This is a genomic window from Streptomyces sp. JLBT605, assembly GCF_058215555.1.
The window spans coordinates 2484933-2504321 of record NZ_CM177087.1 but is presented as its reverse complement, the minus strand read 5'-3'; the positions used below and the strand labels follow the sequence as shown (position 1 = coordinate 2504321).

Here is a 19389-nt window from a genome sequence, read left to right as displayed (position 1 = left end):
GGGCAGGGCGGGGGAGACGGTGACGCGAGACGGTGAAGGGGAGACGTCGTGGACTTCGCATTCGGGCCGGCGGACGAGCACTTCCGCGGCGAGGCCCGGGACTGGCTCAGCGCGCACCGCGACGAGGCGTGTCTCCACGGACGGCGCGCCTGGGAGCGGGAACTGGGGGCCGACGGCTGGATCGGGCTCGGCTGGGACCGCACGCGTGGCAGCTACGGCAACCGCGCCGCGACCCTGACCCAGCAGGTGGTCTGGGCCGAGGAGTACGCCCGGGCCCGGGCGCCCGTGCGGCTCGGCCACATCGGTGAGAACCTCCTCGCCCCCACGCTGCTCGCCTCCGGCGACGACGCGCAGTGTGCCCGCTTCCTGCCCCCGATCGCCCGCGGCGAGGAACTGTGGTGCCAGGGCTACAGCGAGCCGGACGCCGGCTCCGATCTCGCCGGGCTGCGCACCACCGCCGTCCGCGACCCCGGCGACGGCAACTACCGCCTCACCGGCAGCAAGATCTGGACCTCGCAGGCCCAGGAGGCCGACTGGTGTTTCGTGCTGGCGCGCACCGAGCACGGGGCGCCACGCCATCATGGACTCTCCTTTCTGCTGGTGCCGATGGACCAGCCGGGCCGGATCGAGGTACGCCCGATCCGGCAGCTGACCGGGACGGCGGAATTCAACGAGGTGTTCTTCGACGGCGCGGTGGCCCGCTCCGACCACCTCGTCGGCGGTGCGGGCGACGGCTGGCGCGTCGCCATGGAGCTGCTGGCGGTGGAGCGGGGCGTCTCCACACTGGCGCAGCAGATCGGCTTCGCCCAGGAGCTGGGCCACCTCGTGTGGCTCGCACTGCGGACCGGCGCCGCTGACGACCCGGTGCTGCGGGACCGGCTCGTCCAGCTGTGGGCCGAACTCCAGACGATGCGCTGGAACGCCCTGCGGACCCTGGGCACCGCAGGCGACCCGGGCGCCCCCAGCGTCGCCAAGCTGCTGTGGGGCGGCTGGCATCAGCGGCTCGGCGAACTGGCACTGCGGGTGCGCGGCGCGGCGGCGGCACTCGGCCCCGCGGACTGGGCCGAGGACAGCCCGTATGAACTGGACGCCCTCCAGCGGTTGTTCCTGTTCACCCGCGCCGACACCATTTACGGCGGCTCGGACGAGATCCAGCGCGGCATCATCGCCGAGCGTGTCCTGCACCTCCCCAAGGAGCCCCGGCCGACCCCGCACCCGAAGGACGCAACGGAATGACGAAGAGCTACGGCCACTGGATCGACGGCGCCTGGGTGACCCCCGCCCGAGGCCACTACCCGATCATCAACCCTGCCACCGAGCAACCGGTCGGCCAGGCCCCCGAGGGGACCCCGGCGGAGGTCGACGCGGCCGTCCGTGCCGCCCGCGCCGCCTTCACCGAGTGGTCGCGCACGGACCCGCGCGACCGTGCCGCCGTGCTGGACCGCGCGGCCGACCTGCTGACCGCCCGCGCCGACCAACTGGTGCCGCTGCTCCAGGCCGAGACCGGCGCGACGCTCCGCCTGACGGTCACGATGCAGCTGCCCACCGCTGCCGACCGCCTCCGCCGCTACGCGCGCGGCGCGGTGGAGCCCGGCACCCTTCCGCTCGCCCCGCAGCCCGTCGGGGCGAGTCCGCTCGCCCCCGGCGGCCTCATCGGCGCGGCCGCGGTCCGCCGCCCGGTAGGTGTCGTCGCATGTATCACCTCCTACAACTTCCCCTTGGTCAATCTCGTCGGCAAGGCCGCCCCGGCCCTCGCCATGGGCAACACGGTGGTCGCCAAACCCGCGCCTCAGGACCCCCTGACCTGCCTGGAGCTGGGCCCGCTACTCCAGGAGGCTGGGCTTCCCGACGGCGTGTTCAACGTCGTCACCGGTTCGGGCGCGGACGCCGGCGCCGCGCTCGTCGCTCACCCGGACACGGACATGGTGAGCTTCACCGGATCCACCGCGGTGGGCAAAGAGATCGCCGAGACCGCCGGCAGGTCGATGAAACGCACCCTGATGGAGCTGGGCGGCAAGGGCGCGGCCATCATCCTGGCGGACGCCGACGAGAAGACCCTGGGGCAAGCGGTCAGGGGCGTCGGCTCGGTCTGGGCCTTCCACAGCGGGCAGATCTGCACGGCTCCGACCCGCGTTCTCGTCCATCGATCGCTGTACGAGAAGGCCGTCGCCGTACTCACACATTACGCTGAGTCACTGACAGTCGGGGACCCTGTGGATAACTCCACGATCGTCGGCCCCTTGATCTCCGCCGCCCAGCGCGACCGGGTCGAGGCCTACATCGCCGGAGCCCGCGAGCAGGGCGCCAGGATCGCGGCCGGCGGCGATCGCCCCGACCTCAAGCCCGGCTTCTACGTCCCGCCGACACTCATCACCGACGCGGACCCCGGTATGGCGGTGGCGCGCGAGGAGATCTTCGGGCCGGTCGTCGTCGCCCTCCCCTTCGACGACGAGGACGAGGCGGTCCGGATCGCCAACAGCACCCCCTACGGCCTCTACGACTACGTCTTCAGCGCCGACGCCGGCCACGCCTGGAACCTCGCCGCCCGGCTGCGCAGCGGCAACATCGGCATCAACACCGTCCAGCGGCACCCCGAGACGCCGTTCGGCGGTTTCAAGGAGAGCGGGGTGGGCCGGGACGGCGGCTCCTTCGGCCTGCACGCGTACAGCGAACTCCAGTCGGTCGTCTGGCCTTCCTGACCAGCGTCGTTCGACCAACCGCCGGGGCGCGGCCGAGCGCGGCGCCCCGCGGGCCTTTCCCAGTCAAGGAGCGAGGGGTATGCGAGGCGTCATCTTCGACGGTGCACAGGTCCAGGTCGTCGATGACCTGGAGGTACGGGACCCCGGGCCCGGCGAGGTGCTGGTGGCCGTCGCCGCCGCCGGACTGTGCCACAGCGACCTGTCCGTGGTCGACGGCAGCATTCCGTATCCCCTGCCGGTGGTCCTCGGGCATGAGGGCGCGGGCGTGGTCGAGGCGGTCGGCCCCGGCGTCAGCCACGTCACCCCAGGAGACCACGTCGCGCTGTCCACCCTCGCCAACTGCGGTGCCTGCGGCGACTGCGACCGCGGCCGGCCGACCATGTGCCGGGCCGCGATCGGCCGCCCGGCCCGGCCCTTCACCCGCCGCGGCGAGCCGCTGCACGCCTTCGCCGCCAACTCCGCCTTCGCCGAACGCACCGTCGTCAAGGCCGTCCAGGCGGTGCGCATCCCGGCGGACGTGCCGCTGACCTCGGCCGCGCTCCTCGGCTGCGGCGTCCTCACCGGTGTCGGCGCGGTGCTCAACCGGGCCCGGGTCGACCACGGCGACACCGTGCTGGTCATCGGCGTCGGCGGCATCGGCCTCAACGTCCTCCAAGGGGCGCGTATCGCCGGTGCGCTGACCATCGTCGCCCTCGACACCAATCCGGCGAAGGAGGAGCTCGCCCGACGCTTCGGGGCCACCCACTTCATCGACGCTTCCGCAGTGGACGACACCACCGCCGCCGTCCGCGGCATCCTGCCCAACGGCGCGGACCACGCCTTCGAGTGCGTGGGCAGCACCCGGCTCATCCGGCAGGCCGTCGACCTGCTCGACCGGCGTGGACAGGCGGTGCTGCTCGGTGTCCCGCCCGCCACCGCCGAGGCGTCCTTCCGGGTCGCCTCCATGTATCTGGACAAGGCGATCCTCGGCTGCCGGTACGGATCGTCCCGCCCCCAGCGCGACATCGCGCGCTACGCCGACCTCTACCGCGAGGGCCGGCTGCTGCTGGACGAACTGGCCAGCAGGACCTATCCGGTGACCGACTTTCCCAAGGCGGCCGACGACACGCACCACGGGCGGGTGGCGCGCGCGGTCCTCACCTTCTAGCGGCGGGGCCGGCGCCTGTCTCGGCGCGTATCTCCGCACGTATCCCGGCGGGTGTCCCAGCGAGTGCCTCGGCGGGGGCCGGCGGGCGACGGAAGGTGCGGCGGTAGGCGGTCGGGGAGACGCCGAGCGCCGACTGCAGATGCAGCCGCATCGACGCCGCCGTGCCGAACCCGGCGTCCCGCGCCACCTGGTCCACCGACAGGTCCGAGCTCTCCAGCAGATGCCGCGCCCGCTCCACCCGCTGGCGCACCAGCCACTGGCCGGGGCTGACCCCGACCTCCTCGCGGAAACGGCGGGTGAAGGTCCGCACGCTCATCGACTCCTGAGCGGCCAGCTCCCGCAGTGATATCGGACGGTCCAGGCGGGCCAAGGCCCAGGCACGAGCCGTCGTCGTGGTGGCCACCTGCGGCTCCGGAACGGGACGGTGGACGTACTGCGCTTGGCCGCCGTCCCGGTGCGGCGGCACCACGCTGCGCCGTGCGACGTCGTTGGCGACCGCCGCTCCGTGGTCGCGCCGGACCACGTGCAGACACAGATCGATGCCGGAGGCGACGCCGGCGGAGGTGAGGATGTCGCCGTCGTCGATGAACAGCACATCGGGGTCGACCAGCACGGCTGGGAAGAGGCGCTGGAAATGGTCGGTGTTGTGCCAGTGGGTGGTGGCGGGACGACCGTCCAGCAGCCCGGCCGCGGCCAGCACATAGCTTCCGGTGCAGATGGACATCATGCGCGCGCCCGGCCGGATTCCGGCCAACGCGGCGGCCAGCGGCTCGGTGAGCCGGCCTTCGGTGTACACCGGCCCGAGTCCGTAGGAGGCGGGCACGACGACCGTGTCCGCCTCGGCGAGAGCCTCGGGGCCGTGCTCCACGCTGACGGTGAAGTCGGCGTCGGTCCGGACCGGGCCCGGGACGAGTGCGCAGGTCCGGACGGAGTACAGCGGCCGGCCGGCGGCGGAGCGGGCCTTGCCGAAGATGCGGTACGGAATGCCCAGTTCGAAGGGGATGACGCCGGTCAGCGCGAGCACGACGACCCGGTGCGGCCGTCCGGCCTCGTCGATCTCCGCCATTCCGCCCTCCGCCCGCCGTCGTGCGTGACATCTGTGAGAAGGCATCCGGGGCCGGGCGCATTCCCGCCCCGCCGGCATGGCCTGATCTCAGCCCCTGCACCATGGCTCGATCATGATGGCCCGATCCTGACGAATGCTGTCCCTCGGGCCGCTCGAAGCCGGCCAGGGCCGCCCCGATCCTGGTCCGGTGACCCAGACAGCAGAGATCTCCGGGCGGCGTGACCGGACGCCGGGCCCCCGCCGTACACCCCGTGTCCACCGCGCCTGGTTCGTGGCCGCCGTCGCGTTCGTGACGATCATCGGCGCGGCCGGTTTCGCCTCCCTGCCCGGCCTGCTGATCGAGCCGCTGCACGAGGAGTTCCACTGGTCACGCGGCACCATCGGGTTCGCGGTCTCCCTCAACCTCGCGCTGTACGGACTCACCGCGCCCTTCGCTGCCGCGATGATGGATCGATTCGGTATCCGCAAGGTCGTGGCCGGCGCGCTCACCGTGATCGCCACGGGAGCGGGCCTGACCGTCTTCATGACCGCCGCCTGGCAACTCGTGCTCTGCTGGGGCGTACTCGTCGGCCTCGGCAGCGGCTCCATGGCGCTGGCCTTCGCCGCCACCATCAGCAACCGGTGGTTCGTGAAGCGGCGCGGCCTGGTCACCGGCATTCTCACCGCCGCCGGCGCCTCCGGACAGCTGATCTTCCTTCCCCTGCTGTCCTGGATCGTCGACCACCATGACTGGCGCCCGGCCGCGGTCACGGTCTCCCTCGCCGCGCTCGCCGTGGTGCCCTTCGTCTGGCTCCTGATGCGCGACCACCCCCAGGACGTGGGCCTGGCGGCGTACGGGGCGGAAGGGCCGCCCGAGCCCCGTCCGGAACCCCGCCCGGAGGCGGCCCGGCGCGCCGTCCGGGCTCTGGTCTCGGCCGCGCGGACCGGCCCGTTCTGGCTGCTCGCCGGAACCTTCGCGATCTGCGGTGCCTCCACCAACGGCCTGGTCAAGACCCACTTCGTGCCCGCGGCTCATGATCACGGGATGTCGGTCCAGGCGGCGGCCGGTCTGCTCGCCGTGATCGGCGTCTTCGACATCGTCGGAACCATCGCCTCCGGCTGGTTCACCGACCGCTTCGACGCGCGGCGGCTGCTGGCGGTGTACTACGCGCTGCGGGGCCTGTCCCTGATGTTCCTGCCGATGCTGCTCTCCGACAGCGTCCACCCACCGATGATCTTCTTCATCGTCTTCTACGGCCTCGACTGGGTCGCGACCGTGCCGCCCACCATCGCGCTCTGCCGTGAGCAGTACGGCGAGGACAGCGCGATCGTCTTCGGCTGGGTGCTGGCCTCGCACCAGGTGGGTGCCGGACTGGTCGCCTTCCTCGGCGGTGTCGCGCGGGACGCCCTCGGCTCGTACGACGTGGTCTGGTACTCCTCGGGTGGGCTGTGCGCGGTGGCCGCGCTGATGGCTCTGGTGATCCGGCGCCGGCCGCAACCCGGCACGGCCGTGCCACTGGCGGCGTGATAGGTCCGGTTCGGTGGCATGGTGCCTCTGCCGGTGGCCTGAACTCGCCGTTGCCGGGTGCTTTCCAGGTGCCGGGGCACCCCGACGGGACGGCTCCCGCGGTCGGATGCCGAAGGGATCAAAAGGGGCTGAAAGTACCCAAGGTGCCGCGATGGAAGAGCAGCGGGCCGGCCTCGGCGGCGGCCTCGTCCGTGCCAAGGGCCGCGACCCGGCCCACCACGACCAGGTGGTCACCCCCGGTGTGCACGGCGTGGATGGCGCAGTCGATCCAGGCCGGGACCCCGTCCAGCAGCGGCGAGCCGGTCACCGGGGAGGGCCCGTGGCCGATCCCGGCGAACTTGTCGCCGGTCCGCGCCCCGCTCACCGCGAACGCCTGGCACAACGCCGCCTGCCCCGCACCCAGGACGTTCACGCAGAAGACCCCGGCCCGCGCGATGCGCGGCCAGGTCGTGGAGGTGCGGCCGACCATGAAGGCGATCAGTGGCGGGTCGAGTGAGAGCGAGGTGAAGGACTGGCACACGAATCCGGCCGGCCCGCTCTCGCCCTCGGCGGCCGGCGCGGTGACGACGGTCAGCCCGGTGGCGAAATGGCCCAGCACCCGGCGGAATTCCGCCGGTTCCAGAGGGGGCCGTTCATCGTCCCGTACGGCGCGGAGCTCAGGGGGTGGCAGCGGATCGAGCGGAGCCCGGGCGGGCGGCGGGGGCGGGCCCACCGAGCGCAGGTAGCGGACCGCGGTGGCCGCCATGGCGGCATGTCCCATCATGCGTCCATTGAAAGTGACGGGCCGTCAGAAAGGAAGTGAGGCGGCGCGGCTCCGACCGGTGCCCGGGGCGTCAACGGCCCTGGAAGCGAGGCGTGCGGCGGTCGGCGAAGGCGCGCACGCCCTCCTGGGCGTCGGCCGTGGACATGGCGATCTCCACGGCGGCGGCCTCGGCGGCGAAAGCGGTCTGCCGATCGGCGTCAACGGAGGCGTTGACGAGCTGTTTGGTGAGGGCGATGGCCCGGGTCGGGCCGGTGGCGAGACGTTCCGCCCAGGCCCGTGCCGTCTTTCTCAGCTCACTGTCCGGAACCACCCGGTTGACCAGTCCCAGGCGTTCGGCCTCGGCGGCGGTGAGCGCGTCGCCGAAGAACATCAGCTCCTTCGCCCGCTGCGGGCCGACCAGGCGGGGCAGCAGATAGGCGCCACCCCCGTCCGGAACCAGGCCGCGCCTGACGAACGCCTCGACGAACACCGCCGATTCGGCCGCGAGCACCAGATCGCAGGCGAGCGCCAGGTGGGCGCCGAGCCCGGCGGCGGTGCCGTTGACCGCGGCCAGCACGGGCTTCTCGCAGTCGAGGACGGCGCCGATCAGCCGCTGTGCCCCGCACCGGATCGTACGGGCCACGTCCCCCGGGAGCCGCGGTCCGGAGCCTTCCGCGTGGGCGCGCAGGTCCGCGCCCGCGCAGAACGCCCGGTCGCCGGTCGCCGTGATCGCCACGGCGCGCACGGCCGGATCCGCGGAGGCCTGAAAAAGCAGCGAAATGATGCGTTCCCGCTGGTCAGGGGTGAGAGCGTGGAGGACGGCGGGGCGGTCCAAGGTGATCCAGGCGACCGCGTTGTCAGTGGCGTGCCGTACAACGGACTCAGGTGATTCCTGGGACTCGGACGCTTCTTCGGGGGAGGACATCATGAGGGCACTCCTTGGCCTGCGGGCGATGCTCCGGGCGGTGATCGCGGCGGTGCTTGCGGCCGCGATCGCCACGGCGGTGCTCTGGGGTGTGCTCAAGGCGAGGTGGCGGGCCGGTCCGCTGCGGGCCCGTGGATCACCGGCAGACGGCGAGCGCGTCAAGGGCCACCGCGCCCTGGCCGCGCGGGAGCACCATCAGCGGGTTGACGTCGAGTTCGGCGAGGTCGTCGCCGAGTTCCAGCGCCATCCGCTGGATCCGCAGCACGACTTCGACGAGCGCGTCGACGTCGGCGGGCGGCGCGCCCCGGACGCCGTCGAGCAGCGCGCGGCCGCGCAGTTCGCCGAGCATGGCGCGCGCCTGCCCCTCGCCGAACGGCGGCACCCGCACGGACACGTCGTCCAGCACCTCGACGAGCACCCCGCCGAGGCCCACCGTCACCGTGGGACCGAACAGGCTGTCCTGGCTGATGCCCACGACCATCTCGACCCCGGGCTCGACCATCTGGCAGACCAGCACGCCGTCCAGGCCGACGCCCTCGTAGCGGGCGATGTCGAGCAGCTCCCGGTAGCTGTCGCGGACCTGGCTGGCCGAGGTGAGACCGACCTTGACCAGGCCCAGCTCGGTCTTGTGCGCCAGTTGCGGCGCCGACGCCTTCAAGACGACCGGATAGCCGACCAGTCCGGCGGCGCGCACCGCCGCGGCGGCGCTGGTCACCAGCTGTTCGCGCGGCACCCGGATGCCGTACGCCCGCAGCAGCTGCTTCGCCGTGTGCTCGCTGAGCCGCTCCCCGGGGCGCAGCAGCGCCTGGGCCTTACGTGCGGAGGGCGAGGCGGTGCGCGGGGCATCGTCGAAGGGAGACCGGTAGCCGGCGGTGAAGCGGTGGTGGTCCAGGTAGGCGCGGACGGCGGTGATGCAGTTGCGAGAGGTCCGGAAGGTGGCGACTCGGGAGGAGCCGAGCAAGGTGGTGCGGTAGGCGTCCTCGGTGCCCACCGGGGAACCCCACACCACGCAGACCAGTTTCTCCGTCTGCTCCGCCGCGTCCACCAGGTCCTGTGCCAGCTTGTCGCTCATCGGCGGGAAGGGGCCGGTGATGGGGCAGATCAGCACGCCCACGGCAGGGTCGGCGAGAATGGCGTCGATGATCTTGCGGCCGCGCCAGTCGCCGACCGGGTGCCCGCCGTTGTCGATCGGATTGGCGACGCTCAGCTGGTCCGGTATCCACTGGTGCAACTCGGCCTGCTTGGTGGCGCCGAGGACGGGCAGGGTGAGGCCGGCCGCGGTCGCCAGGTCGGCGAAGTGCGCCCCGGTGCCGCCGGAGATCGAATACACGGCGACGCCGTCGGCGCGCGGCGGCCGGGCGCGGGCGAGCAGGGCCGTGGTGTCCTGCAGCTCGTCGAGGCCATCCACCCGGATCACGCCGAACTGCCGCATCGCCGCGTCCACCACGGCGTCCGCGCCGGTGAGCTTGCCGGTGTGCGAGGCGGCGGTGCGGGCCCCGGCCTCGGTGCGCCCGACCTTGACCGCGACGACGGGCACCTTGGCGCGTGCGGCGTGGTCGGCGGCGAGCAGGAAGCCGCGGCCGTCCTTGAGCCCTTCCACATACATGGCGATGGCGCCGACCTCGGGGCGGGCGGCGAAGTAGGAGAGGAAGTCGGCGCACTCCAGATCGGCCTCGTTTCCGGTGGGTGCCCAGTGGCTGAGCCGGATGCCGAGTTCCTGGAGGGTGAAGACCGGACGCCCCTGGTGGCCTGACTGGGTGATCAGGGCGATGGCCGGGCCGTCGAGGTCCTCGCGGAAGTTCTCGAAGGCGTTGAGGTTGGTGTTGGGGCCCAGCAGTCGCAGGCCGGAGCGGCGCACGGCGGCGGCCAGCTGTTCCTGGGCCTCGGCGCCTTCGGGGCCGGTCTCCGCGAAACCGGAGGCGAAGGCGACGGCGAATCCGATCTTGGCTTCGGAGAGTTGCTCGATGAGCGGAAGGGGGTCGCTGACCAGCAGCACGGCGAGGTCGGGCTGCTCGGGAAGTGCCGCGACGGACGGACAGCAGGGCAGGCCGAAGACGCTGCTGCGGGTGGGGTGCACGCAGTGGATGCGGGCGCCGACGCGCTCGGCCCAGCCGATCAGCTGCCGGGTGATGCCGGCGCCTGGCCGGCCCTCGGTGTCGGAGGCGCCGATGACCGCCACCGACCCGGGCCGGAAGAGACGGTCCAGGTCGGGGATGGCACGCTGCAGCGGCCGGCCGCTGACGTCCACATCGTCGGCCGGCTCGGTCGCGCTGTGGACGCGGACGGCGGGGCCGGGATGCTCGCCGCAGGCGATGGCGCGGGAATGACGGGAGGTGGTGGTGAGGGTGCCGTGAGTCGATCCAAGCATCGTTCTCGCCCACTCCTGCTGGTCGGCCGAGTAGCTGACGACTAGTCAGGTTACTGAACTGACGACCAGTCAGGAATGGCTGGGATGTGGACGGCTTGTGTCCGCCGAGTCCCCGCCACGTCCCGACCGGGTCGCCGACCGCGTCTCTGCCGTGCCCCCGACCGGGTCGCCGGCTGTGCCTCTGGCGTGCCCCCGCCGTGCCCCCGCCGTGCTACGGCGGCTGCCGGGCGCCGGGCTCGTCCTGGCGCCGGAGCTCGCCGGGCGGTGCCCTACGCGGCAGCGGCGACGCGGGAGCGGGCGACCGCCTTGGCGATGCGCTCGGCGTCAAGGGCCAGTTCCCGCAGGGTGCCGCTGATCGGCCTGGTGTACCCAGTGAAGTGCAGTCCCGGTGCTGAGGCAACGGTGCGTGGGCCGTGGGCGAGCGGGTTGCCGTGGTCGTCGAGGACATCCAGGTGCCCGACGAGCCGATCCAGGTCGGGGTGGTACCCGGTCGCCGCGATGACCGCGTCCGGGTCGATCCGCGAGCCGTCGGCCAGCACGACCTTGTCGCCGTCGAAGGAATCGAGCGCGGGGACGACCTCGACGCGCCCCGCTCGCACCGCGTCCAGCAGCCCGGTGTCCTGCACCGGCGCGGCACCTGCCCTGGCCTGGGTGTAGAGGCCCTTGGTGCGCCGGGGCAGGCCGTGCTCGGCCAGGTCCGGCACCGACGCCTTCACCAGTGCCCGCGAGGCCAGGTCGCGAGTGACCGGGGGCAGCAGGCGCCGGGCCAGCACGCCGGCGCCCTGGGCGGACCAGCCGGCCGTGGAGCGCCGGACGATGTACGGCGCGGTGCGCACCGCCAGCCGCACCCGTGCCGCGCCGCCCTCGGCCAGTTCGGTCGCGATCTCCGCGCCGGTGTTGCCCGCGCCGACCACGAGGACGTCGCGGCCCTGGTACGGCTCGGGATTGCGGTAGTCGGCGGCGTGCAGCAGTTCGCCGGTGTACTCCTGGCGGCCGGGCCAGTCCGGCAGTCGAGGGGTGTGGTTGCGGCCGGTCGCGACGATCACGGTGGGCGAGATCAGCCTGCGCCCGCCGGAGCCGTGCAGCAGCCATCCCGAGCCGTCCGGGGCGCGGTCCACCCGGGAGACCTCCACGCCGGTGACGATCTCCAGCTCATGGTGCTCGGTGTACCGCTCCAGATAGCTGACCAGGTCGTCGCGGGCGACCCAGCGCCCGTACGCGCGCGGGATGGACAGGCCCGGCAGTGCCGAGAGGCGGCGGGTCGTGAGCAGTCGCAGCTGGTCGTAGTGCGTGCGCCAGGACGCGCCGACCGCGCCCGAGCGCTCCAGCACGATGGCGTGGATGCCGCGTTCGCCCAGGGCCGCCGCGGTGGCGAGGCCGCCCGGTCCGGCACCGACGACAAAGACGGGCGCGGGGTAGGGATGCGATATGTCGGCCATGGGACTGAGCGTAGTCGGGTAATTGACGGGTATCGGTCAAAACGATTCCGAATCGGTTGCGGATGGATCACGAAGAAGGCCCCCTTGTGTCGGACTCCCTCTTGTGCGCGGTTGCCGTATTCGCGATAACTGACTGGTCGTCAGGTCAGTGGGAGAAGGGCCGGTGCCGTGAGTGGAACACCGTCGTCGCCGTCGTCATCGGCGTCATCGGCGCCGTCTTCGTTACCTGCGGCGGCGTCTTCGTCGCCGCGCTTCGATCTGCCCGAGGCCGATGCGTTCACCCGGCCGTACTGGGAGGCCGCCGCTCATGGCCGGCTGCTGATCCGCCGCTGCGCGCGCTGCGGCCGTGCCCACCACTATCCGCGTGAGCACTGCCCGCACTGCTGGAGTGACGAGGTCCACTGGGAACCGGCCTCGGGCGCGGCCACCCTCTACACCTGGTCCGTCGTGCACCGGAACGACCTGCCGCCGTTCGGCGACCGGGTCCCCTATGCGGCGGCCGTCGTCGACCTCGCCGAGGGCCCGCGGATGATGACCGAGATCGTCGACTGTGCCGCGGACGACCTCCGGATCGGCATGCCGCTGAGCGTCGCCTTCCGTACCCGTACGGCCGATCCCCCGGTGGTCGTTCCGGTCTTCCGCCCGTGTTGAATGGCGGCAACGGGTGGGAGAACAAAGGAGACGGGGATGCTGAAACCGGTCGATCTGCAGATGTACGGACTGCGGCTCCGCCCCTGGGGAGGGCGCGACCTGGAGACGATCCGCCGCGGCCTGTCAGACCCCGACTTCCGGCGCTGGAACAGCGTCAACGTGCCCACCCCCGACGAGGCGGGGGCTCGCGACTTCCTGGAGACCCGTAACGCGGGCTGGGAGTGCGGCGACATGGCCTCGTTCGCCATCACCGAGCAGGGCTCCGGCACCGTCCTCGGGCATGTCAATGTCGGCATGCTCGACTTCGACGCGCATCGCAGCGGCCGGGTCGGCTACTGGGTGCTCCCGGAGGCACGCGGCCGCGGCGTGGCGACCCGGGCCCTGGACGCCATGAGCCGCTGGGTGTTCCAGGACCTCGGCATACACCGGCTGGAGCTGGGCCACGCCATCGGCAACGACGCCTCCTGCGTGGTCGCGGAGCGCGCCCACTACCGCCATGAAGGCGATCTGCGTGGCGCGATGTTCGACACCACCGGCACGCCGCGCGACATCCATCTGCACGGCCGCCTCGCGGGCGACCCCGTGCCGAGGCTGGCCGATGTGGCGCCGCGGCGGCGGAGCTGACGGCAGCCGGGGGCGTCCCTGCCGGCGGGACGGTTCAGGGCCAGAGCAGGTCGCGGCGCCAGCCGCCGCCTGGGCCGCCTCCCGGGCCGCCGCCTGGGGCGGTCTCCCGGAGGTAGCGGAGCCGTACATGCCGCCGGTGCCGGTCGCCCTGGTAGAACTCGACCTCCTCCGGGGCCAGGACGTACTGGGTCCAGGTGGGAGCGACCGCGTCGGGCTCGTGCTCGACCCGCGCCCGCGCCGTTTCGAAGGCCCGGTCCAGTTCCTGCCGTGAACCGAGCACCTCGCTCTGCCGCCCGACCAGCGCGGCGACGAGCGCGTCGGGCGAACGCCGGCGCAGATCGGCGGCACTCTGCGCGGGGGAGGTGGCGACGACCGGTCCCGAGAGGCGCACTTGACGACCGACGGCCGCCCAGTAGAAACCCAGCGCGGCATACGGGCGGTCCGCCAGCTCCCGGCCTTTGCGGCTGGTGCGATGGGTGCCGAAGTGCCAGCCCCGCTCATCTGCGTCGTGCAGCATCACCGTGCGCAGCGACGGCCGGCCGGCGGTGTCGGCAGTCGCCAACGTCATGGTGTGCGGCTCCGGCGCCCCGGCCTCGGCGGCCTCACGCAGCCAGCGCCGGAAAAGCGGAAGCGGCTCCTCCGGGGCGGTGGCGGGGTCGAACACGGGCAACTCGCCGACGCCGGCGCGCAGGGAACGCAGCAGCGCGCGGAAGGCCCGGGTCTCCGCGTCCGCGTCCATGCCGGTTCCGTGCGCCGCGGTGGACTCTTCGCTGCTCACGGGCGCTTGGCCGCGCACGGGCTCCTGGTCGCTCATGGGATTCCTCGCGGGTCGGGCGGTGGGGGAGCCCAGCGTAGGCGGCCGACTCCGGGAGCGGCCGGAGCCGGCGGCGGCCGGGGCCGGGGCCGGCGGCCCGGAGGCGGGCTCGGGTCAGTCCCGGCCGGGCGGGCTCGGGTCAGTCCCGGCCGGGCGGGCTCGGGTCAGTCCCGGCCGAGGACGAGGGTGCCGGAGGAGCAGAACCAGCCGCCCGTCCCCGAGACCACCGCCAGCTGGGGCAGCCGGCCACCCGCCTTCCGCACCTGCCGGTCGCCCGTCTCCCCGCGCAGCTGACGGACCGCCTCGACCAGCAGAAACAGTCCCCGCATACCCGGGTGGCAGGCGGAAAGCCCCCCGCCGTCGGTGTTGGTGGGCAGCTCGCCGGTGAGGGTCAGCCGGTCCTGTCCGGCGAACGCGCCGCCTTCGCCCTTCGCGCAGAAGCCGAGGTCCTCCAAGGTCACCAGGGTCATATAGGTGAAAGCGTCGTAGAGTTCCGCGACGTCGATGTCCGACGGCCGCACCCCCGCCCGGGCGAAGGCCAGCTGCCCCGACCGGGCCGCGGGCGAGACGGTGAAGTCCTCCCACTGGCACATGGCGGTGTGGGAGACGCTGGTGCCGGAGCCCAGCACCCACACCGGGGCCTTGGCGGTGTCCGGCACGCAGTCCGCCGCGGCGAGCAGCACCGCGCAGCCGCCGTCCGAGCGGATGCAGCAGTGCAGGGTGGTGAAGGGGTCGGCGATCAGCGGGCCGCCGAGCACCTCGTCCACGGTGATCGGGGTGCGGTACATCGCCTCGGGGTTGTGTGCGGCGTTGGCGCGCGCCTGTACGGCGATGGAGGCGAGCTCTTCCAGCGTCGTGCCGTACTCGTGCATATGGCGGCGGGCGGCCATGGCGTACTTCGCGATCAGGGTGTGCCCGTAAGGCACCTCGAACTGTAGCGGGCCGCGGGCGCCGAAGGAGAGGTTGGCGGTGCGGCGGCCCGCCTTGATGTCGGAGCGCGCGGTGGATCCGTACACCAGGAGTACGGCGCGCGCGTGACCGGCGGCGATGGCGTCGGCGGCGTGGGCGGCCATGACCTCCCAGGTGGCGCCGCCGACCGAGGTGGAGTCGGTCCAGGTCGGCCGCAGCCCGAGATAGTCGGCGACCTCGGCCGGGGCCAGGGTGCCCAGGCCGGCGGAGGCGAAGCCGTCGATGACGGACCGGTCGAGCCCGGAGTCGGCGAGGGCGCGCCGGGCAGCCTGGGCGTGCAGGGTATACGGCGTGGCGGCATCGACGCGGCCGCAGTCCGAGAGTGCGACGCCGACGATGGCCACCCGGCGTCGGCCGGTGGATATGGCGCCAGGGCGATCGCGGATGCCGTCAGCGGTCATAGATCTGACGGTACATCAGATTTCGAGGAGGCGGGCAAGGGTGCGCCCAGCGGGCCGGCGCGGGGCGATAGGCGGGGGAGGGCGGGGTGCCCTCAGGGCGCGGTGATCGCCGTGAAGGTGCCGCCCTGCGGGTCCCGGAGCACGGCCAGCTGTCCGTACGGGGAGTCGGCGGGCGCGCGCACGACGCCGCCACCCAGCTCGGCCACCCGCGCCGCCGTCGCGTCGGTGTCGGTCACCGAGAAGTACGCGGTCCAGTGCGCGGGCGTTTCCGGCGGGAACGTCTCGCCGAGCGCCATGATCCCGGCGACGTCGCGGCCGCCCACCGCGACAGGGGTGTAGTCGAATTCGGCGGAGACCGGGTCGCCGATGGTCACACCGAGGGCGCGGGTGTAGAAGTCCCGGGCGGTGACGGGATCGGGGGTGGCGAGCTCGTTCCACACCAGGGCGCCCGGTTCGTTGACCAGTTCCGCGCCGATGTACTCGCCCGGCTCCCAGATCCCGAACTCGGCCCCGGTGGGGTCAGTGGCGACCAGTGCCCGCCCCAGCGGGAGCACGTCGAGCACCCCGGTGACCGGCTGTCCGCCCGCCGCCTCGATCGCCGCCCGGGTCGCCTCGGCGTCGTCGCAGCTGAAATAGGTGGTCCAGGTGACGGCGGGCCGCTCGCCCGGCTCCACCGGTGGCTGCACGATGCCCGCCACCGCCTTTCCGTGCCGCGTCGCGCGGGTGTAGTGGCCGAGTTCGGGCGGCGCCACTTGGTACTCCCAGTCGAACACCGCGGCGTAGAACTCCATCGCCGCCGGACGGTCGGAGGTGCTGAGCTCGACCCAGCAGGGGGTGCCCTGGAGATAGGAGGTGACCTCGCTCATCAATCCTCGATGCTCATCAATCCTCGACGCGGCGCCCATGGTGGCACCGTCCCGCGCGCGGGACGCGGAACGCGCTGGCGTCGCGCCCCCGCCTCACTCCGATGGGCGGCGCGCGGGTGTGAACAGCGCGGGCCTGGGACGGCGCGAGCGTGGAGAGTGCGGTCGGGGACAGAGGGGACGCGGGCGAGCGCGGCGGCCCAAGGCTGGGAAAGTGCGCTCGACCTCCCTACTATGACGCCCCGTCAGATTCGGGAGGAGCTTGCCGATGGATGCCACCTTCACCCCCGAACAGCGGGAGATCCGCCGCGCCCTGCGGGAACTGCTCGCCGGGCAGTGCGGCCCGGACGAGGTCAAGGCGGCGGTCCGCACCCCCGCCGGGTACGACCCGGCGCTCTGGCGGCTGCTCGCCCGGCAGCTCGGGCTGCCGGGCCTCGCCATCGGCGGCGAGTGGGGCGGCGCGGGCTGCGGGCCCATCGAGCTGGCGCTGGCCTGCGAGGAGACCGGGCGCGCGCTGCTGCCCTCGCCGTTTCTCGCCTCGGCCGTGCTCGCGGCTCCGCTGCTGGCCGCCCTGGGCACTCCGGCACAGCGCGGCGCACTGCTGCCCCGTCTGGCGAACGGCGAACTGACGGCCGCGGTCGCCGTGCCCGGCGCGGTGCTGCCCGCGGTGCTCGGCCTCCTCGGGCCGTGCCCCGAGGACTGGGCGGGCGGCGGTCGCGCGGGCGGCGTGCAGGCGCGCCCGGTGGCCGACGGCTGGCGGCTGTACGGCGGTGCGACGCAGGTCCTCGACGGGCACAGCGCGCGGCTGCTGATCGTCCCGGCCCGCACCGGCGGCTACACACACGGCCGCACCCTGCTGTTCCTGGTCCGGGCCGGGGCCGCCGGTCTGCTGCGGGCCCGCCACACCGCGCTGGACGAGACCCGCCCGCAGGGCCGCGTCGAACTCCGTGACACCCCGGCCGAGTTGCTGGGCGAGGAGGGAGTGGAGAAGCGGGGGGAGGGGGGTGGTGAGCTGGGCGCACAGGTCGGGGACGCCTTCGAGGGGCTGGGGGCGACGGCCGGTGCCGCACTCGCCGCCGAAGCGGTGGGCGCGGCGGACCAGGCGCTGGCCCGGACCGTCGGCCATGTGCTGACCCGCGAGCAGTTCGGCCGGGCCATCGGCTCTTTCCAAGCGGTCAAACACCGGCTGGCGGACCTGTACGTACGGCTGTCGGCGGCCCGCTCGGCGGCGTACTACGCGGCCTGGGCGGGGACCGGCCCTGCCGCCGGGCTCGCCCTCGCCCAGGGGCTGGAGACGCTGCGCGCGGTGGCGGGAGAGGCGGTCCAGCTGCACGGGGGCATCGGCTTCACCTGGGAGCACGACACCCATCTCTTCCTCAAACGGGCGGCCGGGGACGAGCTGTTGTTCGGACCGGTGCACCGGCTGCGTGGCTGGGCGGCGGAGCGGGCCGGGCTGTTCGCCCCGGCGGACGACGGGCGAGAGGTGGTGTCGGTCTGATGGCGCGGAGATCCCCGGAACCGTCCACGAAGGCATCCGCGTACACGTCCACAACCAAGGCGAGGTCGATGGGGCTGGTGAGGCTGGTGAGGCGCAAGGGACTGCTACGACGGATGGTGCAGAAGGTGTCCTCGACCCGGGCGTTCGCCAAGGTCGCACCCCATGTCGTCCCGGTGATCGACCGGACGGTGCACCGGCTCACCGGTGGGCGGGTGCTGCCCGCCGCCACCATGCTGCCGGGGCTGATCCTCACCGCGACCGGCGCCAGGAGCGGGCTGCCCCGGCGCACTCCGCTGGCCTGCATGCCGGAGGAGGGCGGCAGCTGGGTGCTGGTCGGCAGCAATTTCGGGCGGCCCGCGGAACCGGCGTGGACCGGCAATCTGCTCGCCCACCCCGACGCGTGGATCAGCTGGCGGGGCGAGGAGATCCCGGTGCGGGCCCGGCTGTTGGAAGGCGCGGAGCGGGAGGCGGTCTGGCAGGCGGTGCTCGCCTTCTGGCCGCCCTACGGGACGTACCAGCGGCGGGTGGAGCGCCGCATCCGGTTGTTCCGGCTGACCCGCCGCGAGTGACGGTGCGGCCCACGCCTGGTGACGGTGCTGTCCGCGCGGAGTGACGGTGCGGCTCGTGCGAGCGGTGGCGCGACCCACGAGAGTGGCCGTGTGGCCCCCTCGATTGACGGCGCTGTCCACGCGAGTGGTGGCGCGACCCGCGCGCGTACCGGGCCCGATCCGAGGCGCCCGCTCCGGGCGGCCCGCTGCGTGAATGACAGGACGGGCGGGTCGCCGGGAGCGGGCGCTGGGAGCCGGTGGGCGGACGGGAGCGGAAGGCTCATCGGACACCGGAGAGGCTCACCGATGATCCGGGGTCGAGCGACGGGGCGGGGAAGAGAAGGGGCGGGGAAGAGGGCGGAAGGCGCGCGAGGGGCCCGTGCCGATCGCCCGGCCCACTGGCCGATCGGTGTCAGATGCCCTCGAAGTCGGTGTGCCGCGGGCCTTGAGCGGCCTACTTCGTCGGCTTGCGGCCGGTGATGCCCAGGTGCACCAGCAGCGCCAGGCTCGGCTTGAGCTCCGCCTGCTTGACGCCCCAGCTCGTGAAGCCCTTCTGATGTGAGGCGACGGCGGCGAGCATCGCCACCAGGGAGCCGGCGATCGCCGCCGGGCTGACCTCCTTGTCGACCTTGCCCTTGGCCTGGAGCTCCTTGACGGAGTCGGTCAGGGAATTGGTCACCGCGTTGAGGATCTTCATGCGGATCTTGTAGAAGCGCTTGTCGCCCTCGGCCGCACCGAGGTCGATCACGCGCAGGATCGCGTCATGCTTGCGCCAGAAGGTGAGGAACCCATCGACCAGCTCCTCGGCGGTCTGCCAGCCGGACTTGCCGGCCCAGGATCGCCCGGAGACCAGATCGGTGAGGGCCGCGCCCTCTTTCGCCATTTCTTCCGCGATGTCGAGGACGGCGCCTTCGACGTCGGGGAAGTACTGGTAGAACGTCGCGGGCGAGGTGCCGGCCTTGCGCGCGACATCGATGACTTTGACGTCTCGGTACGGGGAAGTGCTGAGCATCTCGCCGAGGCAGTCGAGCAGCTTCTGCCGCGTTGCCTGCCCGCGACGCCCGGCCACCCGGCCGTCGACGGTTCGTACTTGTCCTGTCATGCCGTCAGCTTACCGAGGGGTGATCG

17 protein-coding genes are annotated in these 19389 nt (G+C 72.9%); 8 read left to right on the top strand and 9 right to left on the bottom strand.

All coding sequences use genetic code 11. The features are described from left to right. Positions 1 to 48: 48 nt before the first annotated feature. From AC4BDD_RS11160 to AC4BDD_RS11150, 3 genes are all read left to right on the top strand, one after another. Positions 49 to 1236, top strand: a complete 1188-nt coding sequence (locus AC4BDD_RS11160) for an acyl-CoA dehydrogenase family protein (RefSeq protein WP_490690846.1) — start codon at positions 49 to 51, stop codon at positions 1234 to 1236. Beyond that, on the top strand, positions 1233 to 2699 hold the full coding sequence (locus tag AC4BDD_RS11155; RefSeq protein ID WP_490690845.1) for an aldehyde dehydrogenase family protein: 1467 nt from the start codon (positions 1233 to 1235) through the stop codon (positions 2697 to 2699). The genes AC4BDD_RS11160 and AC4BDD_RS11155 overlap by 4 nt, the downstream gene beginning before the upstream one ends. A gap of 79 nt (positions 2700 to 2778) precedes the next feature. Next, positions 2779 to 3846: a Zn-dependent alcohol dehydrogenase gene (locus AC4BDD_RS11150; RefSeq protein ID WP_490690844.1), complete on the top strand. Its 1068-nt coding sequence runs from the start codon at positions 2779 to 2781 to the stop codon at positions 3844 to 3846. On the opposite strand, the gene AC4BDD_RS11145 is transcribed toward AC4BDD_RS11150, so the two are convergent. Further along, positions 3836 to 4912 carry a GlxA family transcriptional regulator gene (locus tag AC4BDD_RS11145; protein WP_490690843.1) on the bottom strand — a complete coding sequence of 359 codons (1077 nt, stop codon included), beginning with the start codon at positions 4910 to 4912 and terminating at the stop codon, positions 3836 to 3838. The genes AC4BDD_RS11150 and AC4BDD_RS11145 overlap by 11 nt on opposite strands. A gap of 133 nt (positions 4913 to 5045) precedes the next feature. Here AC4BDD_RS11145 and AC4BDD_RS11140 point away from each other — a divergent pair, with 133 nt between their 5' ends. Further along, positions 5046 to 6419: an MFS transporter gene (locus tag AC4BDD_RS11140; protein ID WP_490690842.1), complete on the top strand. Its 1374-nt coding sequence runs from the start codon at positions 5046 to 5048 to the stop codon at positions 6417 to 6419. 118 nt (positions 6420 to 6537) lie between these two features. Here AC4BDD_RS11140 and AC4BDD_RS11135 read toward each other — a convergent pair whose 3' ends face one another. The 4 genes from AC4BDD_RS11135 to AC4BDD_RS11120 all read right to left on the bottom strand — a co-directional run bounded on the left by AC4BDD_RS11135 (position 6538) and on the right by AC4BDD_RS11120 (position 11893). Continuing rightward, positions 6538 to 7182 carry a flavin reductase family protein gene (locus AC4BDD_RS11135; RefSeq protein ID WP_490690841.1) on the bottom strand — a complete coding sequence of 215 codons (645 nt, stop codon included), beginning with the start codon at positions 7180 to 7182 and terminating at the stop codon, positions 6538 to 6540. Positions 7183 to 7252: 70 nt separating this feature from the next. Then, positions 7253 to 8089 (bottom strand): enoyl-CoA hydratase/isomerase family protein, encoded by an 837-nt coding sequence (locus tag AC4BDD_RS11130; RefSeq protein ID WP_490690840.1) that lies wholly within the window; start codon positions 8087 to 8089, stop codon positions 7253 to 7255. Positions 8090 to 8222: 133 nt separating this feature from the next. Continuing rightward, on the bottom strand, positions 8223 to 10454 hold the full coding sequence (locus tag AC4BDD_RS11125; protein ID WP_490690839.1) for an acetate--CoA ligase family protein: 2232 nt from the start codon (positions 10452 to 10454) through the stop codon (positions 8223 to 8225). A 269-nt stretch (positions 10455 to 10723) separates the two neighbouring features. Further along, entirely contained in the window at positions 10724 to 11893 is a 1170-nt protein-coding gene (locus tag AC4BDD_RS11120) for a flavin-containing monooxygenase (protein ID WP_490690838.1), read from the bottom strand. 258 nt (positions 11894 to 12151) lie between these two features. Here AC4BDD_RS11120 and AC4BDD_RS11115 point away from each other — a divergent pair, with 258 nt between their 5' ends. Both AC4BDD_RS11115 and AC4BDD_RS11110 read left to right on the top strand, forming a co-directional pair. Next, the gene (locus AC4BDD_RS11115; protein ID WP_490691743.1) at positions 12152 to 12544 is read left to right on the top strand and encodes a Zn-ribbon domain-containing OB-fold protein; all 393 of its coding nucleotides are present in this window, start codon (positions 12152 to 12154) and stop codon (positions 12542 to 12544) included. 36 nt (positions 12545 to 12580) lie between these two features. Beyond that, the gene (locus AC4BDD_RS11110) at positions 12581 to 13168 is read left to right on the top strand and encodes a GNAT family N-acetyltransferase (protein WP_490690837.1); all 588 of its coding nucleotides are present in this window, start codon (positions 12581 to 12583) and stop codon (positions 13166 to 13168) included. 34 nt (positions 13169 to 13202) lie between these two features. Here AC4BDD_RS11110 and AC4BDD_RS11105 read toward each other — a convergent pair whose 3' ends face one another. The 3 genes from AC4BDD_RS11105 to AC4BDD_RS11095 all read right to left on the bottom strand — a co-directional run bounded on the left by AC4BDD_RS11105 (position 13203) and on the right by AC4BDD_RS11095 (position 16218). Beyond that, the gene (locus AC4BDD_RS11105; protein ID WP_490690836.1) at positions 13203 to 13982 is read right to left on the bottom strand and encodes a pyridoxine/pyridoxamine 5'-phosphate oxidase; all 780 of its coding nucleotides are present in this window, start codon (positions 13980 to 13982) and stop codon (positions 13203 to 13205) included. A gap of 164 nt (positions 13983 to 14146) precedes the next feature. Next, entirely contained in the window at positions 14147 to 15352 is a 1206-nt protein-coding gene (locus AC4BDD_RS11100; RefSeq protein ID WP_490690835.1) for a thiolase C-terminal domain-containing protein, read from the bottom strand. Between the two features lie 92 nt (positions 15353 to 15444). Continuing rightward, positions 15445 to 16218 (bottom strand): VOC family protein, encoded by a 774-nt coding sequence (locus tag AC4BDD_RS11095; protein ID WP_490690834.1) that lies wholly within the window; start codon positions 16216 to 16218, stop codon positions 15445 to 15447. A gap of 265 nt (positions 16219 to 16483) precedes the next feature. On the opposite strand from AC4BDD_RS11095, the gene AC4BDD_RS11090 reads away from it, so the two are divergent. Both AC4BDD_RS11090 and AC4BDD_RS11085 read left to right on the top strand, forming a co-directional pair. Next, positions 16484 to 17713, top strand: coding sequence for an acyl-CoA dehydrogenase family protein (locus tag AC4BDD_RS11090; protein WP_490690833.1), 1230 nt, complete (start codon positions 16484 to 16486; stop codon positions 17711 to 17713). Between the two features lie 68 nt (positions 17714 to 17781). Beyond that, positions 17782 to 18282, top strand: a complete 501-nt coding sequence (locus AC4BDD_RS11085) for a nitroreductase family deazaflavin-dependent oxidoreductase (protein ID WP_490690832.1) — start codon at positions 17782 to 17784, stop codon at positions 18280 to 18282. A 433-nt stretch (positions 18283 to 18715) separates the two neighbouring features. On the opposite strand, the gene AC4BDD_RS11080 is transcribed toward AC4BDD_RS11085, so the two are convergent. Then, a complete protein-coding gene (locus AC4BDD_RS11080) occupies positions 18716 to 19363 on the bottom strand; it encodes a TetR family transcriptional regulator (protein WP_490690831.1) in 648 nt (215 codons plus the stop codon). Positions 19364 to 19389 lie beyond the last annotated feature (26 nt).